The following is a 21,140-nucleotide window of genomic DNA, read 5'->3' as shown; positions in this document are numbered from 1 at the left end:
TCGGCCGCGAAATTCTGCACACCTCTGCCCAAAACTTCGATGCGTTAGTAGCGCACTGCACACTTACGCTGACACCTGTTAGCGCACCCACCGCAAAATGACCGCTGCATTCCTCGACGGGGCAGCCGTCTTTTGCTTTTGTGGAGACAACACCAACATCGCCAAGGGCCACCGGCCCCTATCGCAAGCCGCGCCGCTTCAGAGTGGACGTGGGCACGGTCGTCAGCGCCGTTGCCCTGAGCCAGTCGCTGCTGCTGGTGGCGTTGGGCTACTGGGGCTCGCAGCGCCTGGTCTCCAGCATCGGGCAATCCGCCCACAAGGCCAACCACGACCGCACCGAAGACAAGGTGCTCGCCTTTCTGGCCAAGACCGAATCGGTGGTGGGCGCCATCGGCGACTCGCCCAACCTGCGTCCCGCGGGCGACAACTCCGGCCAGACCGCCGAACTGCTGTGGACGCTGCTGCAGCAATCCCCCGAGCTCGACAGCACCTACGTGGCCAACAGCGACGGCCAGATGCTGATGGTGTTGCGCTACCCGGCGCTGGCGGTGCGGCAGATTTCGCGCGGGCCGGCTTTCACCACCGAAACATGGGAGTACAAGCCGGCCTCCAATGCGCCGGGCGACGTGCGGCAACGCTACGGCACGACGCGCATCGAGGCCTACCGCAGCAGCTACGACCCGACGCAGCGCAGCTGGTACCTGCAGGCCCGCCAGGCCAAGGGCCCGATCTGGACCCAGCCCTATGTTTTTGCCGCCGCACAGGAGCTGGGCGTGACCTATGCACTGCCAAGCAGGCGCGGCCCGGACGAAGGCAGCGAGCGCGCGATGGTCGTGGCGGGCGACGTGTCGCTGGGGCGGTTGTCCGAATTCGTGCGCCTCTTCAGCAGCGGTAGCGGCCAGGGCAACAGCGCCCTTCTGAGCGCCGACTACCAGGTGCTCGCCCGCAGCGACGTGCCGGGCGTGGTCCGCGAACTGGCGCCGGCCAAGGGCGGCATTCTTGGCGCACTGCACGAGCACATGGTTGCCGACGGCCTTGCGGCCGGACCGCACGACACCAGCTTTTCGATCGCGTTCGAGGGCAAGCGCTATCTGGTGCAGCACTCGCGCATTCCGTCCACTGGCTGGCAGCTGGTGAGCTGGGTGCCTGAACACATGCTGCTGGGCGGCCTGCAGCGCGCCGTGCTGTGGGGGCTGCTGCTGGCCGTGATTTTCCTGGCGGCGACGCTGCTGCTGTCGCTGCGGCTCTCCAAGCTGGTCACGGCGCCGGTGGAGAACCTGTCGCGCATTGCGCGGCGCATCGGCTTGCTGGAGCTGGACAACCTGCCGCGTGAAACAAGCCGGGTGCTCGAAATCCAGCACCTGGACCAGGCCCTGGACGAATCGGCGCGAAGCCTCAAGGCCTTCAGCAAGTTCGTGCCGGTCGACGTGATCAACCGGCTCATTGCCGAAGGCCACACGCTGGCGCCCAGCGGCTCGCCGCGCCGCATTGCCGTGATGTTCACCGACGTCGAGGGCTTTACCCGCATCTCCGAATCGCTCGAACCCGATGTGCTGGTGGGCATGCTGACGGAGTACTTCAATCTTGCGGCGCGCGTGTTCGCGCAGCACGGCGGTGTGATCGACAAGTTCATCGGCGACGGCATCATGGTGCTGTGGGGCGCACCCGCGGACCTGCGCGACGCGGAGTACCAGGCCTGCACGGCGGCGCTCCAACTGCATGCCGAAATGGGCGAGCTCAACCGCAAGTGGCGCGCCGAAGGCCTGCCCGAATTCCGCACCCGCATCGGCATTCACACGGGCGTGGTGATCGCCGGCGTGCTCGGGTCGAATGACCGCCTGGCCTACACCGCCTTTGGCGACGTGATCAACGTGGCGAGCCGCATCGAGGGCATCAACAAGCAGCTGGGCACGCAGACGCTGGTGTCGGAAGCCACCTTCGAGGCGCTGCGCGGGCGGCTGCGCACGCGCCGCATCGAGGAAGACGCCGAGATCCGCGGACGCCGAACGCGCATGGTGCTCTACGAACTGCTGGCCTGAGCCGCGCGCCGCGCTGCAAAGGCCACGAACCAGTCGAGGCTCCCGGGGTTGGCCATGGCCTCGCGGTTGACCACTTTCTCGATCGGTTGGCCGAGCAGCAGCTTCTTGATCGGCAGCTCCTGCTTCTTGCCCGAAAGCGTGCGCGGGATTTCGTCCACCTGGAAGATGTCGTTGGGCGCAAAGCGCGGTGAAAGCGAGGTCTTGATGGCGTCGTTGATCTTCGCGCGCATGGCGTTGTCCAGCGGCACGCCGGGGCGCAGCACCACGAACAGCGGCATGTAGCTTTCGCGGCCGAGGTATTCGAGATCGACCACCATCGAGTCGAGCACTTCGGGCAGGCCTTCCACGGCGCTGTAGATCTCGCTGGTGCCCATGCGCAGGCCCTGGCGGTTGATGGTGGCGTCGCTGCGGCCGTAGATGATGCAGCCGCCGTCTTCGCCGATCTTGATCCAGTCGCCGTGGCGCCAGATGCCGGGGTAGGTGTCGAAGTAGCTCGACAGGTAGCGCGCATTGCCTTCGTCGCCCCAGAAGTACAGCGGCATCGATGGAATCGCCTTGGTGCAGACCAGCTCGCCCACTTCGCCGATGACGGGCTGGCCGTCTTCGTTCCAAGCCTCGACCGCGTGGCCGAGCTGCCGGCACTGCATCTGGCCGGGTACTTCAGGTAGCTCGCGGTTCCCGCCGACAAATGCGCCGCAGAAGTCGGTGCCGCCTGAAATGTTGCACCACCACACGCTGTCGGCGCCCGCGGCCAGCAGTTGCTCCGTGCCCCAGCGCTGCACCTCTTCCGACAGCGGCGAGCCGGTGCTGCCCAGGGCACGCACGCGCGTGAGGTCTCCGCATTCGGCCGCCACCACGCCGGCCTTCATGCAGTTGGTGAAGTAGGCCGCGCCGGCGCCGAAGAAGGTGATGCGGTGCTTGGCGACAAAGCGCCACAGCACGGCCCAGTCGGGCTTCTCCTTGCTGCCGGCCGGGTGGCCGTCGTAGATGACGATGGTCGAGCCGAAGGCCAGGCCGCCGAGCTGGCAGTTCCACATGACCCAGCCCGTGGAGCTGTACCAGTGAAAGCGCTCACCGAAGTTGTTGGCGCCGTAGCTCGCGCCCACGTCGTTGTGCAGCCCGCAGGCATACATGGTCATGAGAATGCCGCCCTGCCCGTGCACGATGGGCTTGGGCAGGCCGGTGGTGCCGCTCGAATAGACGATCCAGATCGGATGGTCGAAGGGCAGCCACTCGGGTTCGAACGAGGCCACCTCCGCGTTGTTGCGCGCGATGGCGCCCTGCCAGTCCGCATCGGCCGTGAGCTGTTGCGCGGCATACGGCGTTCTGAGCAGCAGCAGCTTCTGCACGCTGGGCAGTGCATCGCGCAGCTCTTGCACCACGGCGCTGCGGTCGATGGGCTTGGCGCCGTAATGCACGCCGTCGGCGGCAATCAGCAGCGTGGGTTCGATCTGGCGGAAGCGGTCGACCACGGCGGCCGTGCCCATGTCGGGCGCGCACACGCTCCACACCGCGCCGATGCTCGAGCACGCGAGAAACGCCACCATGGTTTCGGGCACGTTGGGCATGTAGGCGGCCACGCGGTCTCCGCGCCGCACGCCAAGCGAGCGCAAGGTGAGAGCAACCGAAGCCACCTGGCGGCGCAGCTCGGGCCACGACATCTCGCGTACTTCGCCGAGCTCGTTGTCGCTCACGATGGCGGGCATGCCGGCCGCATGCGCCGCATCGGCATGGCGCAGCACCTCGCGCGTGTAGTTCACCTGCGCGCCCGGGAACCACGTGGCACCGGGCATGCGCGCTTCGGCCAGCACCGCGGTGTGCGGCGTGGGCGACTGCATGCCCATGTAGTCCCAGATGCTCTGCCAGAAGGCGTCGAGGTCGGTCACGGACCAGCGCCACAGCGCGTCGTAGGTGTCGAACGAGAGGCCGCGCTGGTCGCGCAGCCAGTCCTGGTAGAGGCGAATCTGGGGAGTGTTGGGAGCGAGCATGGCATTGAGCGTAATGCCGCATTCCGCGCCGCTCAATCGGGGTTGACCTCAGGGTTTGTACGTGTGTTCAATAGTTTTGTACAGACGTTCAATACGCCCGATGAACACCCGGACCCCGCCCGCCAAACGAAGCGCCCACCGGGCCGCGGCCACCGTGGCCGAAGCCACCCGGCCCGACCGGCGGCAGGCCATCCTGCTGGCGGCGGAAAAACTTTTTGCGCAGCACGGCTATCACGCGGTCACGATCCGCCAGATCGCGGAAGAAGCGGGCGTGCCGCTGGCCCTGGTGGGCTACTACTACGGCCCGAAGCATGAGCTCTTCCACGCGATCTTCGAGCACTGGAGCCACAGCATCGATGAGCGGCTCGCGGGCCTCAAGGCGGTGCACATCGACCCGGCCGACCTGCGCACGCTGCCGCGCATCATCGAAGCCTTCACCGGCCCGGTGCTCGCGCTGCGCGCCAGTGCCGAGGGCGAGTACTACGCACTGCTGGTGGCACGCGAGCTCTACCACGCCACCGAGGAAGCCGACCGCGTGTTGCGCGGCTACTTCGATCCGCTGGCCGAGGCGTACATCGACGCGCTGCACCTTGCCATGCCGCACGCCACGCGCGGGCAGGTGGCGTGGGCCTACCAGTTCGCGCTGGGCGCGCTGCTGCATCACCTGAACGACAGCCGCATCGAACGGCTGTCGCACGGCGAGAACGTGCGCAGCGATCCTGCGGCCACGCCAATGCTCGTGAACTTCATCGTCGGCGGGCTGCGTGCAGCGCTGCCGCGGCCGAAGGCTCCGCCAAAGAAAACCACCACTCCCAGGAGACAAAAGACATGATGAAACGACGCACCCTGCTGTCGGTGCTGGGCGCCGCATCGGCCGCCGCGGCCCTGCCTTCGCGCGCGCAATCGAACCCGAAGATCGTGTTCGGCTACACGGCCGTGTCGGACTTCGCCTCGGTGTTCGTGTCCGCCGAAGAGGGCTACTTCAAGAAGCGCAACCTCGAGGTGGAACTCAAGTTCATTCCGCTCAACTCCACCATTCCGGCGGCGCTGCAGTCCGACTCGCTGCAGATCGGCGGGCCCACGCCTTCGGTGTTCCTGCAGGCGGTGGACGGCGGGCTCGACCTGGTGCTGGTCGCGGGCGGCGGGCTCACATCGAAGACGATCACCGGCTTCGGACTGGTGGCGCGCGCGGGCTCGGGCATCAAGAACCCGCAGGATTGCGTGGGCAAGAAGATCGGCGTGCCGGGGCTCGGCGCGTTCCTGCACGTGACCTTTCGCGCCTGGCTCAAGGACAGCGGCGTGGACTACCGCAAGGTCAACTTCGTCGAGGCGTCGTTTCCGCAGCATGCCGACCTGCTGCGCGGCGGCTCGGTCGATGCGGTGGTGTCGGCCGACCCATTCATGAGCCGCATCACCGAAAGCGGCGCGGGCTATGTGGCCTCGTACTACTCCACCTTCCTGCCGGAGAACAACCAGACCATCGTGCATGCGGCCAAGCGCGAATGGGTGGCAAAGAACCCGGGTGCCACGCGCGCGTTCCGCGAGTCTCTGGTCGAGGCCGCGGCCTTCATGCAGCAGCCGAAGAACGACGCCAAGGTGCGCGCGGCCATCGGCAAGTACATCAAGCTGCCGCCCGAGGTGCTCGCGAAGATCCAGATCTCGCCGCCGGGCGCCACCGTGAACGAAAAGCAGCTGGGCTACTGGGTCGGCCTGATGAAGGACCAGGACATGCTGAAGACCTCCATCGACGTTGCAAAGCTGATTGCCAAGTGAACGCTGCCGCCGACTTCCTTCGCTTCGATGGCGTCGCGATCCGGCTCGGCGGACGCGAGATCCTGTCGCCCACTTCGTTCGACGTGGCACGCGGTGAGTTCGTCTGCATCGTCGGCCCGAGCGGCTGCGGCAAGACCACGCTGCTGCGCGCGGCCAGCGGCCTTGTCACCGCAAGCGCCGGCGAGGTGCGGCGCAACGGCGTGAAGATGACGGAGCCTTCGCGCGAAGTGGCCTTCGTGTTCCAGGACTACGGCCGCGCGCTGCTGCCCTGGCGCACCGTCGAGGGCAACGTGAGCCTGGCGCTCGAGGCCGCCGGCGTGCCGGCGGCCGAGCGTGCGCTGCGCATTGCCGACGTGCTCGGCAAGGTGGGCCTTGCAAAGCATGCGCAGAAGTTTCCGGTGCAGCTTTCGGGCGGCATGCAGCAGCGCGCGCAAATTGCCCGCTGCCTGGCGCAAAAGCCCGAACTCATGATGATGGACGAGCCCTTCGGTGCGCTCGATGCGCTCACGCGCCAGAGCCTGCAGGACGAGCTTGCGCGGCTGGTGCGCGACGACGGGCTGACGGTGCTGTTCGTCACGCACGACCTGGAAGAAGCCATCTACCTGGGCGACCGCGTGATTGCGCTGCAAGCCAACCCCGGGCCGGGGCGGCCCAGCTTGGCGCGGATGATCGAGGTGAAGATTCCGCGCCCGCGCGACCAGCTCACGACCAAGGAGCACCCGGAATATCTGCGGCTGCGTCGCGAGTTGTTTGCCTTCATCGAGCAGGGCCATGACTGAACACGGCTTCTTTCGCTGGCTGCGGCCGTGGGTCTTTCCGGCCGCGCTGGTCGGCGCCTTCGAGTGGTACGCACGCCGCGCGGCCGCATTGGGCAGCGATGCGCTCGCGCCGCCAAGTGCCGCGGCCAAGGCCTTCATGGGCGCGGCGCTCGACGGCTCGCTGTGGCAGGCCACGGGCTTCACGCTGGGCACGGCCGCGCTCGGCCTGTTGCTGGGCGCGGTGCTCGGCATTGCTCTCGGGCTGGTGATCGGGCTCTCGCGCCGCGCGGCGCAGCTCGGTTCGCTGTCCATCGAAGTGCTGCGGCCGGTGCCTTCGGTGGCGCTGATCCCGCTCGCAATGCTGACCTTCGGCTTCGGCGTGCGCATGGAGCTGGCCATCGTTGCGTTCGCCACCTTCTGGCCGCTGCTGGTGCTGGTGCAGTCAGCGGTGCAGCAGATCGAGCCCCGGCTGCTCGAAGTGAGCCGCGTGCTGGGGCTGTCGCCGCGCGAGCGCGCCTTCAAGATCGTGCTGCCGGCCATCGTGCCGCGCCTGTTTGTCGCGCTGCGGCTCGGCGTGGCGGTGGCGCTGGTGGTGGCCGTGACGGTGGAGATTGCGGCCAACCCGCACGGCATGGGCTACGCGATGATGATCGCGCAGCAAAGCTTCGACCCGGCGCTGATGCTCGCCTGGCTTGGCTGGATCGGCGTGGTGGGCTTTGCGATCAATGCGGGCATGGTGCTGCTGCAGCGCGTGGTGGCACGGCGCATGGGGGTGCTGCCATGAACGAGGCCGGCCGCCGCCGCATCGGCACGGAATGGCTCGGCTCCGTCGCCGTGCTGTGCGCGCTCGTCGCGCTGTGGTGGGTTGCCAGCAACGCCGGCTGGGTGAGCCGCGTGTTCCTGCCCACGCCTCAAGCCACCTTTGCGAGCCTGCTCGAAGGGCTCAACCTTTCGGATGCGAACGGCAACGGCGAACTGCTCGGCTTCACGCAGGCCACGGTAGGCCGCATGCTGCAAGGCTGGCTGCTGGCCTCGCTGTTCGGCGTGGTGCTGGGCGCGGCCATTGGCGTGTCGCCCGCGGTGCGCGCGTGGGTGCAGCCGACGCTCGAATTCATTCGCCCCCTGCCCGCCTCGGCGCTGCTGCCGCTGGCCATCTCGATCTTCGGGCTGAACCCGGGCATGGTGCTCTTCGTGGTGGCCTTTGGCGCGATGTGGCCGGTGCTGTTGGCCACGGTGCACGGCTTTGCGGCCGTGGAACCGCGGCTTTCGGAAGTGGCGCGCTGCCTGCAGATGTCGCGCGCGGCCTTCGTCTGGAAGATGGGCCTGCCCAACGCCATGCCGGACATCCTGGCCGGCATGCGGCTCGCGCTGACCATTGCGCTCATCGTTGCGGTCGTGGGCGAAATGATCGCCTCGCAAAGCGGGCTGGGCCAGGCAATTCTTCTCGCGGCGCGCGCGTTTCGCGCCAGCGATCTTTTCGCCGGCATCGTGCTGCTCGGGCTCATCGGCTTTGTGAGCAACGCGCTGCTGGCCTTTGCCGAGAAGCGGCTGCTGCGCTGGCAGCAGCCCTGACGAACCCTTCACGCCAACATCAATACCCTGCAAGGAGCCCCGCCATGCCACGCAAGTTTGTCGACCTGTCGATCTTTCTCGAAAACGATGTGCTCTCCGATCCGCCCGCCTTCGCGCCGAAGATCCAGTATTTCACGCATGAGCAAACGTACGAGCAGATCGAGCCCTTCTTTCCGGGCCTCAAGAAGGAAGACCTGCCCGACGGCGAAGGCTGGGCCGTGGAGCTGGTGCAGCTTTCCACGCACAACGGCACGCACCTCGATGCGCCCTATCACTTTCACTCCACGATGGACAAGGCGCTGGGCGAGAAGAAGCCGGCCATTGCCATTCACGACGTGCCGCTCGAATGGTGCTTTCAGCCGGGCGTGAAGCTCGACTTTCGCCACTTTGCAGATGGCTATGTGGTCACCGCAGAGGACGTGGAAGCCGAACTCAAGCGCATCGGCCACACGCTGAGCCCGCTGGAGATCGTGGTGGTGAACACGCGCGCGGGTTCGCGCTACGGCCATGCCGACTACGTGTCGGCCGGTGCGGGCATGGGCTACGAAGCCACCATGTACCTGCTGGAGCGCGGCGTGCGCCTGACGGGCACCGATGCGTGGAGCTGGGACGCGCCCTTTGTGCACACGGCCAAGAAGTACGGCGAAACGAAAGACGCCTCGCTGATCTGGGAAGGCCACAAGGCCGGCCGCGACATCGGCTACTGCCACATCGAGAAGCTGCACAACCTGGAGGTGCTGCCGCCCACGGGATTCTTCATCAGCTGCTTTCCGCACAAGATCCGCGGCGCATCGGCGGGCTGGACGCGCGCGGTCGCGATCTTCGACGATGCGCTGATGGCATCGGTCTGAACCTGGGGCAGCAAGACAAATGATTGCGCTCAACCACACGCATGACGCCGCCGCGAGGAGCTGGCTCGACTCGGCCAATGCCGCCGAAACAGACTTTCCGATCCAGAACCTGCCCTTTGCGGTGTTCCGCCGCGCGGGCAGCCCGGAGCCGTTTCGAGGCGGTATCGCCATTGGCGACCAGGTGCTCGACATGGCGGCGCTTTCGGCGCGCCAGCTGCTCGACGGACTCGCACTCGATGCGGCCCGAGCCGCCGCACTGCCGGCGCTGAACGATTTCTTCGCGCTCGGCGGCGCCGCATGGCAGGCGCTGCGCCACGCGGTATTCGCATTGCTGCGGGGCGACGCACCGGTCGCAACGAGAAACGCCGTGCGCGAATGCCTGGTGCCGCAAGCCGAGGTCGAGTACACGGTGCCCGCGCGCATCGGCGACTACACCGACTTCTACACCTCCATCGACCACGCGCTCAACATCAGCCGCCTGATGAACCCCGATGGCGACGTGACACCCAACTTCCGCTGGATTCCGACGGCGTACCACGGGCGCGTGTCGACCATCGGCGTGAGCGGCCAGCGCTTTCACCGCCCCATGGGCCAGACGATGGCATCGGGCGCCAAGGCACCGACGTATCACCCCTGCGCACGGCTCGACTACGAACTCGAGCTCGGCGTGTGGATCGGCGAAGGCAATGCGGCGGGCGAGCCCATTCCGCTCGCGCATGCGGAAGAACACATCTTCGGCATCTGTCTGCTCAACGACTGGTCGGCGCGCGACATCCAGTTCTGGGAGATGGCGCCGCTCGGGCCGTTTCTGGCAAAGAATTTTGCGACCACCATCTCGCCGTGGATCGTGACGATGGAGGCGCTCGCGCCGTACCGCCAGGCCTGGACGCGGCCTGCAAACGAGCCCCAGCCGCTCGACTACCTGGAGAACGAAGCGAACCGCGAAAGCGGCGCCATCGACATCCGGCTCGAGGTGTGGCTCGAAAGCGAGAAGGCGCGGAGCGACAAGAGCGGCCCTTCCCGCCTGTCGCGCACGAGCTTCAAGCACCAGTACTGGAGCGTGGCGCAAATGGTGGCGCACCACACCGTGGGCGGCTGCAGCCTGAACCCGGGCGACCTGTTCGGCAGCGGAACCATCTCGGGGCCGGGGCCGGGAGAGGCCGGCGCAATCATCGAACTGACGCGTGCCGCGCAAAGCCCGGTCACGCTGGCCAACGGCGAGCAGCGCGGGTTTCTGGAAGACGGCGATGCGGTGCTGCTGCGCGGCTGGTGCGAGAAGCCGGGGCATGCGCGCATCGGATTCGGCGAAAGCCGGGGGACGGTGCTGCCGGCACGGGGCTGAAAACTTTGCAGCGCCCAAAAGAAAAGGCCACCGGTGAGGTGGCCTTTTGCTAGAAATGTGGAGCGGGAAAAGAGTCTCGAACTCTCGACCTCAACCTTGGCAAGGTTGCGCTCTACCAACTGAGCTATTCCCGCATTTCAGGAGTCGAATTATAGAGGGATTTTGGGGCCGTTTTGGCGGGGTCAGGTTTCGAACACCAGCGACCTGTGCAGAGACACCCCCGCCATCACGCCGTCGGCGGAGGCCAGCGTGGCGTTGTGCATGAGCATGGCGGCGTCGCCCGCGGCAAAAACGCCGGGCACCGTGGTCATCTTCATCGCGTCGGTGCGGATCACCGGGCCGAACGGGCCGTCGTCGAAAGCGCAGCCCAGCTGCTCGGCCAGCGGGCTGCCGGGGCGTGTGCGGGGCGCCAGGAACAGCGCGTCGAGCGGCACGAAGCGGCCGCCTTCGAGGCGCACGGCCGAAAGCTCTTGCCCCGGCCCTTCGAGTGCGACGACGCGACCCGTTTCGATCGTCACGCCGCGCGCCTGCAGCTTGGCGTGCACTTCGTCGTCGACCGTGTGGTTGCCGTTCAGGAACAGCGTGGCCGGCCCCCATTCGGCGATGAGCATTGCGTGCTCCGGTGGGTGCGGGCTCTCGAGCAGGATGCCGAGTTGCCTGCCGCTGAACTCATAGCCGTGGCAATAGGGGCAGTGCAGCACGCTGGTGCCCCAGCGCTCGCGCACGCCTGCAATGTCCGGAAAGCCGTCCTGCACGCCGAACGCCAGAACGATCTTGCCGGCCGATAGCTGCCGGCCGCCTTCCAGGGACGCATTGAATCCGCCCGAACCATCGGCATGGGCACTCGCCACGCTCCCTTCGATGAAGGTGACGTTCGGATACGCCAGCACCTTGGCACGCGCATCGGCAATCATCTTCAGCGGCGGCGTGCCGTCCTGGCCGAAAAAGCCGTGCGAGGCTGCGGCAAAGCGGTTGCGCGGCGCGCCCGCATCGACCACGCATACCTTCTTGCGTGCACGGGCAAGCTGCATTGCAGCGGAAAGGCCGGCAAAGCTGCCGCCCACGACCAGAGCGTCATAGCGCATGTTCGATGTCCTTCTGAGTGAAGCCGCCGCCCGTCATGCGGCGATGAAAGTCTTTCGACAAGTCGGCAAGCGTGATGCTGTTGAAACGCTTGAGCAGCAAGGCCTCCGCCTGCTGGCAGGCGCCGTCGAGCGCGGCGTTCACCGCCTGCTCGACCACGCAGCCGGGGCTCTCGGTGCGGTTGCCCATGGCCAGCAGCGCGGGCGAGCCGACCGCGTTGTGAATGTCGCCCAGCGTGACCGCGGCCAGCGAGCACGACAGCACCCACCCGCCGCCATGGCCCTTGGCCGAGCTCACGAAGCCCGCCTGCCGCAGGCCCGACATGACCCGCCGCACCACAACCGGGTTGGTGTGCATGGCCACGGCCAGCGATTCGGAGGTGACGGGCCCGTCCGTCTCGGCCATGTGCAGCAGCACGTGGAGAACTGCGGAAAGCTTGTTGTCTCGTTTCATGCAACATTATTAGTTGCGTGAAATGAAGCATACCGAAATGAAGGCGATTTGCCCCTACGGATCGAACGGTTGTGGATCTGCGAGGGACGCGGCGGGGTTAACGCGCGAGCCCTCTTTTTCGCTGACGGAGGCGTCCCACGCAAGTGAGCGACTGCTTCGCACACGGCGACATATGCCGGTGTGGTCACGGTAGCGACCGAACTGGCCCAAAGCCGGTTCTGGTCATCCGACCATTCAATCGAAAGGAAAAGTTACCTATGAAGCAGCAACAACAACACAAGTCCATCGTCGTCGGCGCCTTGCTCGCAAGCCTGCTCGCACTGAGCGGTTTTGCACAGGCACAAGGCGTTGGAGTCGGTGTAGGCGTGAATGCCGATGTCAACACGTCGGGCGCGGTGAAGACCGCACCGGCCCAGGGCAGTGCAGGTGCAGGGGCGGGAACGGCCGCAACGGCGGGCACCTCTGCCAGCGGCAATGCCGGCGGTGGCACCAGCGGCGCAGCGGGCGGCCTGGGCAATACGCTCGGAGGCGTGGTCGGCGGTGCAACGGGTGCCGTAGGTAACGCAACGAACACGGTAGGCGGTGCCACCGGGGCCGTGAGTGGTGCCACTGGCGCGGTGGGAGGCGCAACCAATGCAGCCGGCGGTGTGACCAACACGGTCGGCGGCACGCTGAACGGCGCGACGGGTGCGGTGGGCTCGGCCGGCGGCGCGGTGAAGCCTTCGGGTGCCGGCGTGGACGCGAAGGCCAGTGGCAAGGCCAAGGGCTCGGGCGCGGTCGACGTGACGAGGTAACCCGCTTCGCACTCGAAGGCCGCTAGCGGCCAGAAAGCCCGCAGCGCCCAGGCGTTGCGGGCTTTTCTTCATGGAGCGTCAGCCGGTCGCTTCAAGCCTGAATAGGCTCGTGACTTCCACGTCGAGCACCATCAGCTCGCGCTGGTTAAAGAGCCGCCAGCGCCAGCGCATGATGCCCAGCGTAGGCCGTTTTTCGGAGCGCCGCACCTCGATGACATCGGCCACGAGCCGCAAGGCATCGCCGGGCCGCACGGGATGGGGCCAGCGCACATGTTCGAGCCCCGGCGACGCGAACGACTCGGAGCCCGCAAGGGCGGCATCGACCACCAGGCGCATCGCGATGGAGCAGGTGTGCCACCCGCTCGCGATGAGTCCGCCAAACGCGCTGCTGGCCGCAGCCTTTGCGTCGGTGTGAAACCACTGCGGGTCGTACGCTTGCGCAAACTCGACGAGCTCCGCCTCGGAAACAACGTAAGGCCCGGCCTCGATGACCTGCCCCGCGTGAAAGTCGGCGAACTTCATCCGCCGCAGCTTAATACGTCTCCAGGTGCAGCCGGCCTTCGCGCTTCAGTGCGGCGCCCACGGTGTCCCAGTCCAGGCCCGCTTCCTTCGCCACGTCGCGCAATGCGAGCACCACGCCCTCTTCCATGCTCTTGAGGCCGCACACGTAGAAATGGCTCGCGCCGTCTTTCAGCAGCGCGGCCAGGTCGGCGGCGCGCTCGCGCATCAGGTCCTGCACGTAGCGCTTGGGGCTTCCCGACGTGCGCGAGAACGCAAGGTTGATGTCGATGAAGTCCTTGGGCAGCGACTGCAGCGGGCCGAAGTACGGCAGCTCCTGCTGGGTGCGCGCGCCGAAGAACAGCATGAGCTTGCCGCCTTCGAACTTGCCGCTCTTGCGCAGGCGCCGGCGCCATTCGGTCATGGCGCGCATGGGTGCGCTGCCGGTGCCGGTGCAGATCATCACGATGTGCGACTTGGGATGGTTCGGCATCAGGAACGAGGTACCGAAAGGCCCCACCACCTGCACCGTGTCGCCGACCTTCAGGTCGCACACATAGTTGGAGCACACGCCGCGCACCGGGTCGCCCTGGTGGTCTTCGGTCACGCGCTTCACGGTGAGCGACACGTTGTTGTAGCCGGGCCGCTCGCCGTTGCGCGGGCTGGCCACCGAGTACTGGCGCGCATGGTGGCGCTTGCCGATGGCATCGACACCCGGCGGAACGATGCCGATCGACTGGCCCTCGAGCACCGGGAACGGCACCACGCCGAAGTCGAGCACGATGTGGTGCGTCTCGCTGTCGAAGCCCGCTTCGGTGCAGTTGAAGTTGCCGACCACGGTGGCCGTCGTCGGAGACTTCGGCGGAAAGAGGTTGGTGTAGGCGTGCGCGGCCGACCAAGGCGGCACGGTGGCGCCGTACTGGGCCGAATTGAAGACAGGCTCGGCGGCTTCCGCGGCGGCCTGCGCTTGCGCCGGCACGGGCGCTGTGGCCGGTGCGGCTTCATCGCCGCTGTCGGCGGCACCGCCCGCGGCTTCGAGTTCTTCGGGCGAGAGTTCTGCCGGCAGCGATTCCCAGGTGAACTGCTCCTCGATGGAGTACGCGCGCACCACGGGCATCGTGCGCCAGTTGTCGATCGAGCCCGTGGGGCACGGCGAGATGCAGGCCATGCAGCCATTGCAGATGTCGGCGCGAACGACATAGTTGTTGTCGTCGTGCGTGATCGCGTTGACGGGGCAGGTGGCCTCGCAGGTGTTGCAGCGGATGCAGATCTCGGGGTCGATCAGGTGCTGCTTGATGACCCCGGCTTCAACGGCCATGTCCATGTTTTTTCTCCTTTCCCTCGCCCCTTGGGGAGAGGGTCAGGGTGAGGGGGCGGCAGCTTGTCGTGGGGACGCCGCCTACCCTCACCCCTGCCCTCTCCCCGAGGGAGAGGGAGTAATACCCCAATCAGCCGAAACGCACGTACTCGAAATCCACCGGCTGGCGGTTGATACCCATCACCGGCGGCGAGATCCAGCCGGCAAACTTGCCCGGCTCGACCACGCGCCCCATCAACGATGCCACGAAAGCAAAGTCTTCGGCGCTCGGCAGCCATTCGTTCTTCTTGGCGGCCCATTCGACCTCGTTCACCACGCGGCCTTCAGGCGACATCTTGATGCCGGCGAGCGCGCCGATCTGGCGGTTGAAGGCCTTGTGCGGCACCACCAGGCGGGTGGGAATGCCTGCCTTCTCGAGCACCTTGTTCCAGCGGCCGACGCCGGCCACCGAGTCCTTGATGAAGTCGTCGCGCAGCACTTCGTTCAGTGCGTTGAGCATCGGCACGTCCTTCTCGACGAGCTGGCCGTCCTTCACCTCGAGCACCTTGTAGGTCTGGCCCTTGAGCACGTGGTCGTCGCCTCGCTTGCCTTCTTCGTAGCGGCCCTTCAGGCCCGAGCTGTAGAAGATGGCGGCGTTGCTCGACTGGTCGGCACCGAACAGGTCGATGGTCACGCTGTAGTGGAAGTTCAGGTAGCGCTGGATCGTGCCCAGGTCGATGGCGCCTGCGGCACGCACCTTCTGCGCATCGTCGGTCTTCAGCTCGTTCATGACCTGCGCGGTGCGCGCCAGGACGCGCGACACGCCGCTTTCGCCCACGAACATGTGGTGCGCTTCTTCGGTCAGCATGAACTTGGTGGTGCGCGCCAGCGGATCGAAGGCGCTCTCGGCCAGCGCGGCCAACTGGAACTTGCCGTCGCGGTCGGTGAAGTAGGTGAACATGAAGAACGCGAGCCAGTCAGGCGTCTTCTCGTTGAAGGCACCCAGGATGCGCGGGTTGTCCTGGTCGCCCGAGGTGCGCTGCAACAGAGCCTCGGCTTCCTCGCGGCCGTCGCGGCCGAAGTGCTTGTGCAGCAGGTAGACCATGGCCCACAGGTGACGGCCTTCTTCCACGTTGATCTGGAACAGGTTGCGCAGGTCGTACATGCTTGGCGCCGTGAGGCCCAGGTGGCGCTGCTGCTCGACCGATGCGGGCTCGGTGTCGCCCTGCGTCACGATGATGCGGCGCAGGTTGGCGCGGTGTTCGCCGGGCACGTCCTGCCAGGCCTTCTCGCCCTTGTGGTCGCCGAAGTGGATCTCGCGGTTGGCGTCGCCCGGGTTCAGAAAAATGCCCCAGCGGTAGTCGCGCATCTTCACGTGGCCGAACTGCGCCCAGCCTTGCGGATCGACGCTCACGGCCGTGCGCAGGTATACGTCGTAGTTGGTCGAACCCTCGGGGCCCACGTCGTCCCACCAGTTGATGAAGTTGGGCTGCCAGCCTTCGAGCGCGCGCTGCAGCGTGCGGTCTTCGCCGAGGTTGACGTTGTTGGGGATCTTCTCGCTGTAGTTGATCGTGCTCATGGCGAAACCTTTATCGATGGGTTGCTGGAGAGATGTCTGTGCGGGGAACGCCGCGGAACCGGCTTTGCCGGGCCGCTGGCGTTGCCCCCTGGAAGGGGGTTGGCGAAGCGACACGAAGTGCGCGAAGACTGGGGGTCATACACGATTGAGGTCGAAGCCGGCTTTCTCGCCGGTGCCATAGACCTTGAGCGCGCCCTTTTCGCCGACGGCGTTGGGGCGGTTGAAGATCCAGTTCTGCCAGGCGGTGAGCCGGCCGAAGATGCGGGTGGCCATGTTTTCCTTGCTGGCAAAGCGCAGGTTGGCTTCCAGGCCGGTGAGCGCGTCGGGCGACATGGCGGCGCGCTCCTCGACGGCAATGCGAATCTCGTCGTCCCAGTCGATGTCGTCGGGCGCGGCGGTTACCAGGCCGAGCTTCAGTGCTTCGTCCGCGTCGAGCGGCTTGCCGGCGGCGGCGCGTGCTGCGTCGAGCGGCGCGGCCTCTTCATAGAAGCGTCGCTCCAGGCGGCTCTGGTCGTTCACCATCGGATAAAAGCCGAAGTTGAATTCGTTGAGCACGAGCTTCGGCGCGCGCTCGGCATCGTCGGGCAGCGCCAGCATGTAGCTGCGGTCGGCTGCAAAGGCCAGCTCCGCCAGCGTGCCGGCGAAGCAGGAGCCTGCTTCAACCAGCGCGAACAGGCTGCGCGACGACACGTCCAGCCGTGCCAGCGTGCGGCGCAGCGCGCCGATGGTTTCGCGCACCAGCCAGTGGTCCTTGTGGGCGAGCATCACGGCGTCCGATGCGAGCACGGCCTGTGCGTCGCCTTCGGTCTTGAGCAGCCAGGTGCCGATGTCGAGCTCGTTGGTGCGCAGGTGAAGAATGGCGTCGTCGAGCTGGCGGCACATCGCGAGCGGCCACCACGCGGCGCCCGCGGCTTCGATGGCGGCGATGTCCGCAGGCTGGGTGCCGACGGGTGCCTTGATGGTGATCGTGGCGGTGCGCTTGCTGCGGTCGATCTGGATGTCGACGTGCGAATAGCTGAGGCTGTCGGCGGTTTCCTCGCGCTCCAGGCGGGTCAACGCCACGCCCTTGCCGCCCGCGGGACGGTCGCTGCCGGCGGCGAGCTGCGCGGCGCGGTCTTGCACGGCGGCGGCAAATTGCGCGGGCTTGGCAACCGCGTCGACCAGGCGCCAGTCGACCGCTCGCTGGCCGCGCACGCCTTCGACGCTGGTGCAGAAGATGTCGGCGAGGTCATGGCGCACGTGGCGCTTGTCGGTCACGCGGGTGAGGCCGCCGGTGCCGGGCAGCACGCCGAGCAGAGGCACTTCGGGCAGCGACACGGCCGAGGAGCGGTCGTCCACCAGCAAAATTTCGTCGCAGGCCAGCGCCAGCTCGTAGCCGCCGCCGGCGCAGGCGCCGTTCACCGCCGCGATGAACTTCAGGCCCGAATGCTTCGACGTATCTTCGATGCCGTTGCGCGTCTCGTTGGTGAACTTGCAGAAGTTCACCTTCCAGGCGTGGCTCGAGACGCCGAGCATGAAGATGTTGGCGCCCGAACAGAAGATGCGGTCCTTGCCGCTGGTGACGATCACGCTGCGCACTTCAGGGTGCTCGAAGCGCACGCGGTTGAGCGCGTCGTTCAGTTCGATGTCCACGCCCAGGTCGTAGCTGTTGAGCTTGAGCTTGTAGCCGGGGCGAATGCCGCCGTCTTCCGCAATGTCGAGCACCAGGCGCGCTACCGCGCCATCGAAGCTGAGCTTCCAGTGCTTGTATTGCGCGGGCTCGATGCGGTAGTCGACGCGTGGGGGCGCCTGAAGGGTGGTGGTCTCGGTCATACGGAAGTCTCCTGTGGGGGCCAGATGCAAACCGGAAGAATAATGCATCTTCTGGTTCCGATGACATGCATCATGCTGCATGCGTACAGGCAAGTCAATGCCTGTATCGCTTTTTTCAAAACTTCAGTTCAGGCGCCGATGCCGATCGACTGGCGCGCGGCAGCCCGCAGCGCCTGGAAGCTCTGGGCCAACGTCTTGCCGCTGGTGTCCACCGAAAGATCGGCCTTCGAATAGAAAGCGGCGCGCCCGTTCAGGATGCGGCGCAGGTCTTCCATGGCCTCCTTGCTGGCCGCCATGGGGCGGGTGTCGCCCTGCGCGGCCACGCGGCCCATGTGCTCTTCGGGCGCGGCCTGCAGCCACACGGTGGTGCAGTGCGCGAGCAGCTCGTTGAACGTGGCGGGGTCGGACACGATGCCGCCCGGCGTGGCAATGACCACTTCGCTGTAGATCTGGATCGTTTCCTCGAGCGCGCGGCGTTCGTAGCGGCGGTAGGCATTGGTGCCATACAGGTCGTGGATCTCGCGCACGCTGCAGCCCGCGAGCTTCTCGATCTCGCGGCTCAGCTCCACGAAGGGCAGCTCCAGGTCGTCGGCCAGCATTTGCCCGAGCGTCGACTTGCCGGCGCCGCGCAGGCCCACGAGCGCAATGCGGCGGTGCCGAGCCGGATCGACCGAAGCCGTACCCAGCAGTTCGCCCAGCGCCAGGCGCACCCGGCGCAGGTCGGTTTCGCTGCGGTTCTCGAGCAGCTCGCGAATCAGCAGCCACTCGGGCGAGCTGGTGGTCACGTCGCCGACCAGCTCGGCCAGCGAGCAATGCAGCGCACCGGCCACCTGCTGCAGCACCAGGATCGATGCGTTGCCGATGCCGTATTCGAGGTTGGCCAGGTGCCGCTCCGACACGCCGGCCGAAATGGCCACGGCCTTGCGTGTGAGCCCGCGCTGCGCGCGCAGGTTGCGCACGCGGTCGCCCAATGCGGCCAGCAATGGGTTCCTAGCCTCCCCGGCCGATGCGGCGGCTGCGTTGCCGGCGTGATTGCCGTCGTGCGCGGTGGACAGCACCGCGTCTACATGCTCGTTCATGCAAGTCCTCGTTCTTGGCCGGGATTGTGCGCGCTCAGGGTAAACACCATATATGCACTATATTGCTTGACACCTATTGACTCGGTGCTTATCGTTCGACCACAAGCAAGATACTGCACGCGCAACGATCCTGCAATGTAGTTCATAAGTTCGCTGTGGCGCCCCCCTGCCAGCCAGCCTCCAAAAAGGAAGCCCGCCAATGTCCAGCAAGGAAGCATTTCACCAGTTGATTGCCGGCCTGACCGCCGAAATTGCCGGCCGGCCGCTCGACGAACAGCTCGACCAATGGCTGAACGCCGCGCACGGCGCGGGCACCGCCACTTTCGAGCAACTGCGCCAGGCCTGCATCGGCGGCGTGGCCGAAGGCTGGCTGTGCGAGCGCGAGGGCGGCGGCATCCGCTACGGCCGCGTATTCAAGGCCGAAGACGCACTGCACCGCTTCTCGGTCGACGTGGTCGACATGCAGGACATCGCAGGGCCGCACCACACGCATCCCAACGGCGAGATCGACCTGATCATGCCGCTCGAAGGCAGCGCCGGCGCCACCTTCGACGGCCGGCCCGCAGGCTGGTGCGTCTACGGGCCCGGCACCGCGCACCGCCCGACGGTGGCACAAGGCCGCGCGCTCGTTCTCTATCTCTTGCCCGAAGGGCAGATCAAGTTCACCCAATGACCGAGCTCCTTTCCAACTACGTCGCAGGCCGCTGGCAAAGCGGATCGGGCGCCGGCACGCCTCTTTTCGATCCGGTGCTGGGCACCGAACTCGTGCGCGTCGACGCCACCGGCCTCGACCTGCCCGCGGCCTTTGCCTTTGCACGCGAACAGGGCGGCGGCGCGCTGCGCGCCCTCACCTACCGTCAGCGCGCGGGGCTGCTTGCTGCCATCGTGAAGGTGCTGCAGGCCAACCGCGATACCTATTACGAAATTGCGACCGCGAATTCGGGCACGGTGAAGAACGACTCGGCCGTCGACATCGACGGCGCAATCTTCACGCTCGGCCAGTACGCCAAATGGGGCGACGCGCTCGGCGACGTGCGCGCGCTGCGCGACGGCGATGCGGCGAAGCTCGGCAAGGAGCCGGTGTTCATGTCGCAACACCTGCAGGTGCCGACGCATGGCGTGGCGCTGTTCATCAACGCGTTCAACTTCCCGTCATGGGGGCTTTGGGAAAAGGCCGCGCCCGCGCTGCTCTCGGGCGTGCCCGTGATCGTGAAGCCCGCCACGGCCACCGCCTGGCTCACGCAGCGCATGGTGCGCGACGTGGTCGATGCGGGCGTGCTGCCCGCGGGCGCGCTCTCCGTCATCTGCGGCAGCTCGGCCGGCCTGATGGACGCGCTGCAGCCCTTCGATGTCGCCTCATTCACCGGCTCGGCCGAAACCGCGGCGGTCATCCGCTCGCACCCGGCCGTTACTGAGCGATCGGTGCGCGTGAACATCGAGGCCGACAGCCTCAACAGCGCGCTGCTGCTGCCCGGCGAGGCGCCCGGCAGCGAGGCCTTCAACCTGCTGGTGCGCGAAGTGGTGCGCGAGATGACGGTGAAGTCCGGCCAGAAGTGCACCGCCATCCGCCGCATCCTGGTGCCGGCCGAGGTGTATGAAGCCGCCGTCGAAGCCATTGGCACCAAGCTCAAGGGCGTGACGGTGGGCAACCCGCGCAACGAGAGCGTGCGCATGGGTTCGCTCGTGAGCCGCGCGCAGCTGGATGCGGTGAGCGAGGGACTGGAAGCGCTCTCTGCACAGACCACGGTGCTGCATGACGGCCGCAACACGCCGCTGATCGATGCCGAGCCCTCGGTGGCCGCCTGCATCGGCCCGGTGCTGCTGGGCGCGCGCGATGCCGATGCGGCGCAGCGCGTGCACGATGTCGAAGTGTTCGGCCCCGTGGCCACGCTGCTGCCCTACCGCGATCTTGCGCACGGCATCGCGCTGGCGCATCGCGGCCAGGGTTCGCTGGTGACGTCTCTCTACGGCAGCGACGACGCCGCGCTGGCGCAAGCCGCAGTTGCGGTTGCGCCCAGCCACGGACGCGTGCACGTGGTCACGCCCGAGGTGGCGCAGGCTCACACCGGCCATGGCAACGTGATGCCGATGTCGCTGCACGGCGGCCCCGGCCGCGCCGGTGGCGGCGCCGAGCTCGGCGGATTGCGCGCGCTGGATTTCTATCACCGCCGCAGCGCGGTGCAAGCGAGCCTCGGCGTGCTCGCGCAACTCGGCCTCTAAAG

At 66.8% G+C, this 21,140-nt stretch carries 19 protein-coding genes and 1 tRNA gene; 11 read left to right on the top strand and 9 right to left on the bottom strand.

Features of this window, described 5'->3' with window-relative positions:
- Positions 1-140 precede the first annotated feature (140 nt).
- Entirely contained in the window at positions 141-2,039 is a 1,899-nt protein-coding gene (locus tag M0765_RS09190) for an adenylate/guanylate cyclase domain-containing protein (RefSeq protein WP_443098621.1), read from the top strand.
- Here M0765_RS09190 and M0765_RS09185 read toward each other — a convergent pair.
- The gene (locus tag M0765_RS09185; protein ID WP_258503262.1) at positions 2,021-4,027 is read right to left on the bottom strand and encodes an acetoacetate--CoA ligase; all 2,007 of its coding nucleotides are present in this window, start codon (positions 4,025-4,027) and stop codon (positions 2,021-2,023) included. The two genes, M0765_RS09190 and M0765_RS09185, sit on opposite strands and share 19 nt — an antisense overlap.
- Positions 4,028-4,127: 100 nt before the next feature.
- Between M0765_RS09185 and M0765_RS09180 the strand changes: the two genes are divergently transcribed.
- The 7 genes from M0765_RS09180 to fahA are packed head-to-tail and all read left to right on the top strand — an operon-like array spanning position 4,128 to position 10,323.
- The gene (locus M0765_RS09180) at positions 4,128-4,859 is read left to right on the top strand and encodes a TetR/AcrR family transcriptional regulator (protein ID WP_126746637.1); all 732 of its coding nucleotides are present in this window, start codon (positions 4,128-4,130) and stop codon (positions 4,857-4,859) included.
- Positions 4,856-5,800 carry an ABC transporter substrate-binding protein gene (locus M0765_RS09175; protein ID WP_258503260.1) on the top strand — a complete coding sequence of 315 codons (945 nt, stop codon included), beginning with the start codon at positions 4,856-4,858 and terminating at the stop codon, positions 5,798-5,800. The genes M0765_RS09180 and M0765_RS09175 overlap by 4 nt, the downstream gene beginning before the upstream one ends.
- Entirely contained in the window at positions 5,797-6,579 is a 783-nt protein-coding gene (locus M0765_RS09170) for an ABC transporter ATP-binding protein (RefSeq protein ID WP_258503259.1), read from the top strand. The genes M0765_RS09175 and M0765_RS09170 overlap by 4 nt, the downstream gene beginning before the upstream one ends.
- The gene (locus M0765_RS09165) at positions 6,572-7,342 is read left to right on the top strand and encodes an ABC transporter permease (protein WP_258503258.1); all 771 of its coding nucleotides are present in this window, start codon (positions 6,572-6,574) and stop codon (positions 7,340-7,342) included. The genes M0765_RS09170 and M0765_RS09165 overlap by 8 nt, the downstream gene beginning before the upstream one ends.
- Positions 7,339-8,130 carry an ABC transporter permease gene (locus M0765_RS09160; RefSeq protein ID WP_258503257.1) on the top strand — a complete coding sequence of 264 codons (792 nt, stop codon included), beginning with the start codon at positions 7,339-7,341 and terminating at the stop codon, positions 8,128-8,130. The genes M0765_RS09165 and M0765_RS09160 overlap by 4 nt, the downstream gene beginning before the upstream one ends.
- Before the next feature lie 44 nt (positions 8,131-8,174).
- A complete protein-coding gene (locus M0765_RS09155; RefSeq protein WP_258503255.1) occupies positions 8,175-8,981 on the top strand; it encodes a cyclase family protein in 807 nt (268 codons plus the stop codon).
- Positions 8,982-9,000: 19 nt separating this feature from the next.
- On the top strand, positions 9,001-10,323 hold the full coding sequence (gene fahA / locus M0765_RS09150; protein ID WP_258503254.1) for a fumarylacetoacetase: 1,323 nt from the start codon (positions 9,001-9,003) through the stop codon (positions 10,321-10,323).
- A gap of 58 nt (positions 10,324-10,381) precedes the next feature.
- Here fahA and M0765_RS09145 read toward each other — a convergent pair.
- The 3 genes from M0765_RS09145 to M0765_RS09135 all read right to left on the bottom strand — a co-directional run bounded on the left by M0765_RS09145 (position 10,382) and on the right by M0765_RS09135 (position 11,859).
- A tRNA-Gly gene (locus tag M0765_RS09145) sits at positions 10,382-10,457 on the bottom strand.
- A gap of 48 nt (positions 10,458-10,505) precedes the next feature.
- Positions 10,506-11,408 (bottom strand): NAD(P)/FAD-dependent oxidoreductase, encoded by a 903-nt coding sequence (locus tag M0765_RS09140; RefSeq protein ID WP_258503252.1) that lies wholly within the window; start codon positions 11,406-11,408, stop codon positions 10,506-10,508.
- The gene (locus M0765_RS09135) at positions 11,398-11,859 is read right to left on the bottom strand and encodes an RrF2 family transcriptional regulator (RefSeq protein WP_258503250.1); all 462 of its coding nucleotides are present in this window, start codon (positions 11,857-11,859) and stop codon (positions 11,398-11,400) included. Before M0765_RS09135 ends, M0765_RS09140 begins: the two co-directional genes overlap by 11 nt.
- Before the next feature lie 257 nt (positions 11,860-12,116).
- Here M0765_RS09135 and M0765_RS09130 point away from each other — a divergent pair, with 257 nt between their 5' ends.
- Positions 12,117-12,653, top strand: coding sequence for an adhesin (locus M0765_RS09130; RefSeq protein WP_258503248.1), 537 nt, complete (start codon positions 12,117-12,119; stop codon positions 12,651-12,653).
- Positions 12,654-12,731: 78 nt separating this feature from the next.
- Here the strand turns inward: M0765_RS09130 and M0765_RS09125 are convergent, their stop codons facing one another.
- The 5 genes from M0765_RS09125 to M0765_RS09105 all read right to left on the bottom strand — a co-directional run bounded on the left by M0765_RS09125 (position 12,732) and on the right by M0765_RS09105 (position 18,918).
- Positions 12,732-13,175, bottom strand: coding sequence for a MaoC family dehydratase (locus tag M0765_RS09125; protein WP_258503247.1), 444 nt, complete (start codon positions 13,173-13,175; stop codon positions 12,732-12,734).
- A 10-nt stretch (positions 13,176-13,185) separates the two neighbouring features.
- Positions 13,186-14,475, bottom strand: a complete 1,290-nt coding sequence (boxA, locus tag M0765_RS09120; RefSeq protein WP_258503245.1) for a benzoyl-CoA 2,3-epoxidase subunit BoxA — start codon at positions 14,473-14,475, stop codon at positions 13,186-13,188.
- Between the two features lie 124 nt (positions 14,476-14,599).
- Positions 14,600-16,027, bottom strand: coding sequence for a benzoyl-CoA 2,3-epoxidase subunit BoxB (gene boxB / locus M0765_RS09115; protein WP_258503244.1), 1,428 nt, complete (start codon positions 16,025-16,027; stop codon positions 14,600-14,602).
- A 135-nt stretch (positions 16,028-16,162) separates the two neighbouring features.
- Complete coding sequence (gene boxC, locus M0765_RS09110; RefSeq protein WP_258503243.1) at positions 16,163-17,839, bottom strand: 2,3-epoxybenzoyl-CoA dihydrolase; 1,677 nt, start codon at positions 17,837-17,839, stop codon at positions 16,163-16,165.
- 128 nt (positions 17,840-17,967) lie between these two features.
- The gene (locus M0765_RS09105) at positions 17,968-18,918 is read right to left on the bottom strand and encodes a helix-turn-helix transcriptional regulator (protein WP_258503242.1); all 951 of its coding nucleotides are present in this window, start codon (positions 18,916-18,918) and stop codon (positions 17,968-17,970) included.
- Between the two features lie 199 nt (positions 18,919-19,117).
- Here M0765_RS09105 and M0765_RS09100 point away from each other — a divergent pair, with 199 nt between their 5' ends.
- Together M0765_RS09100 and M0765_RS09095 are read left to right on the top strand one after the other, a co-directional pair.
- Positions 19,118-19,591, top strand: a complete 474-nt coding sequence (locus M0765_RS09100; RefSeq protein WP_258503241.1) for a DUF4863 family protein — start codon at positions 19,118-19,120, stop codon at positions 19,589-19,591.
- A complete protein-coding gene (locus tag M0765_RS09095; RefSeq protein ID WP_258503240.1) occupies positions 19,588-21,138 on the top strand; it encodes a 3,4-dehydroadipyl-CoA semialdehyde dehydrogenase in 1,551 nt (516 codons plus the stop codon). The genes M0765_RS09100 and M0765_RS09095 overlap by 4 nt, the downstream gene beginning before the upstream one ends.
- Positions 21,139-21,140: the final 2 nt, after the last annotated feature.

It is taken from the genome of Variovorax sp. S12S4 (assembly GCF_023195515.1).
Taxonomy (GTDB): Bacteria; Pseudomonadota; Gammaproteobacteria; order Burkholderiales; family Burkholderiaceae_C; genus Variovorax.
This window is presented reverse-complemented; position numbering and strand designations above follow the sequence as displayed.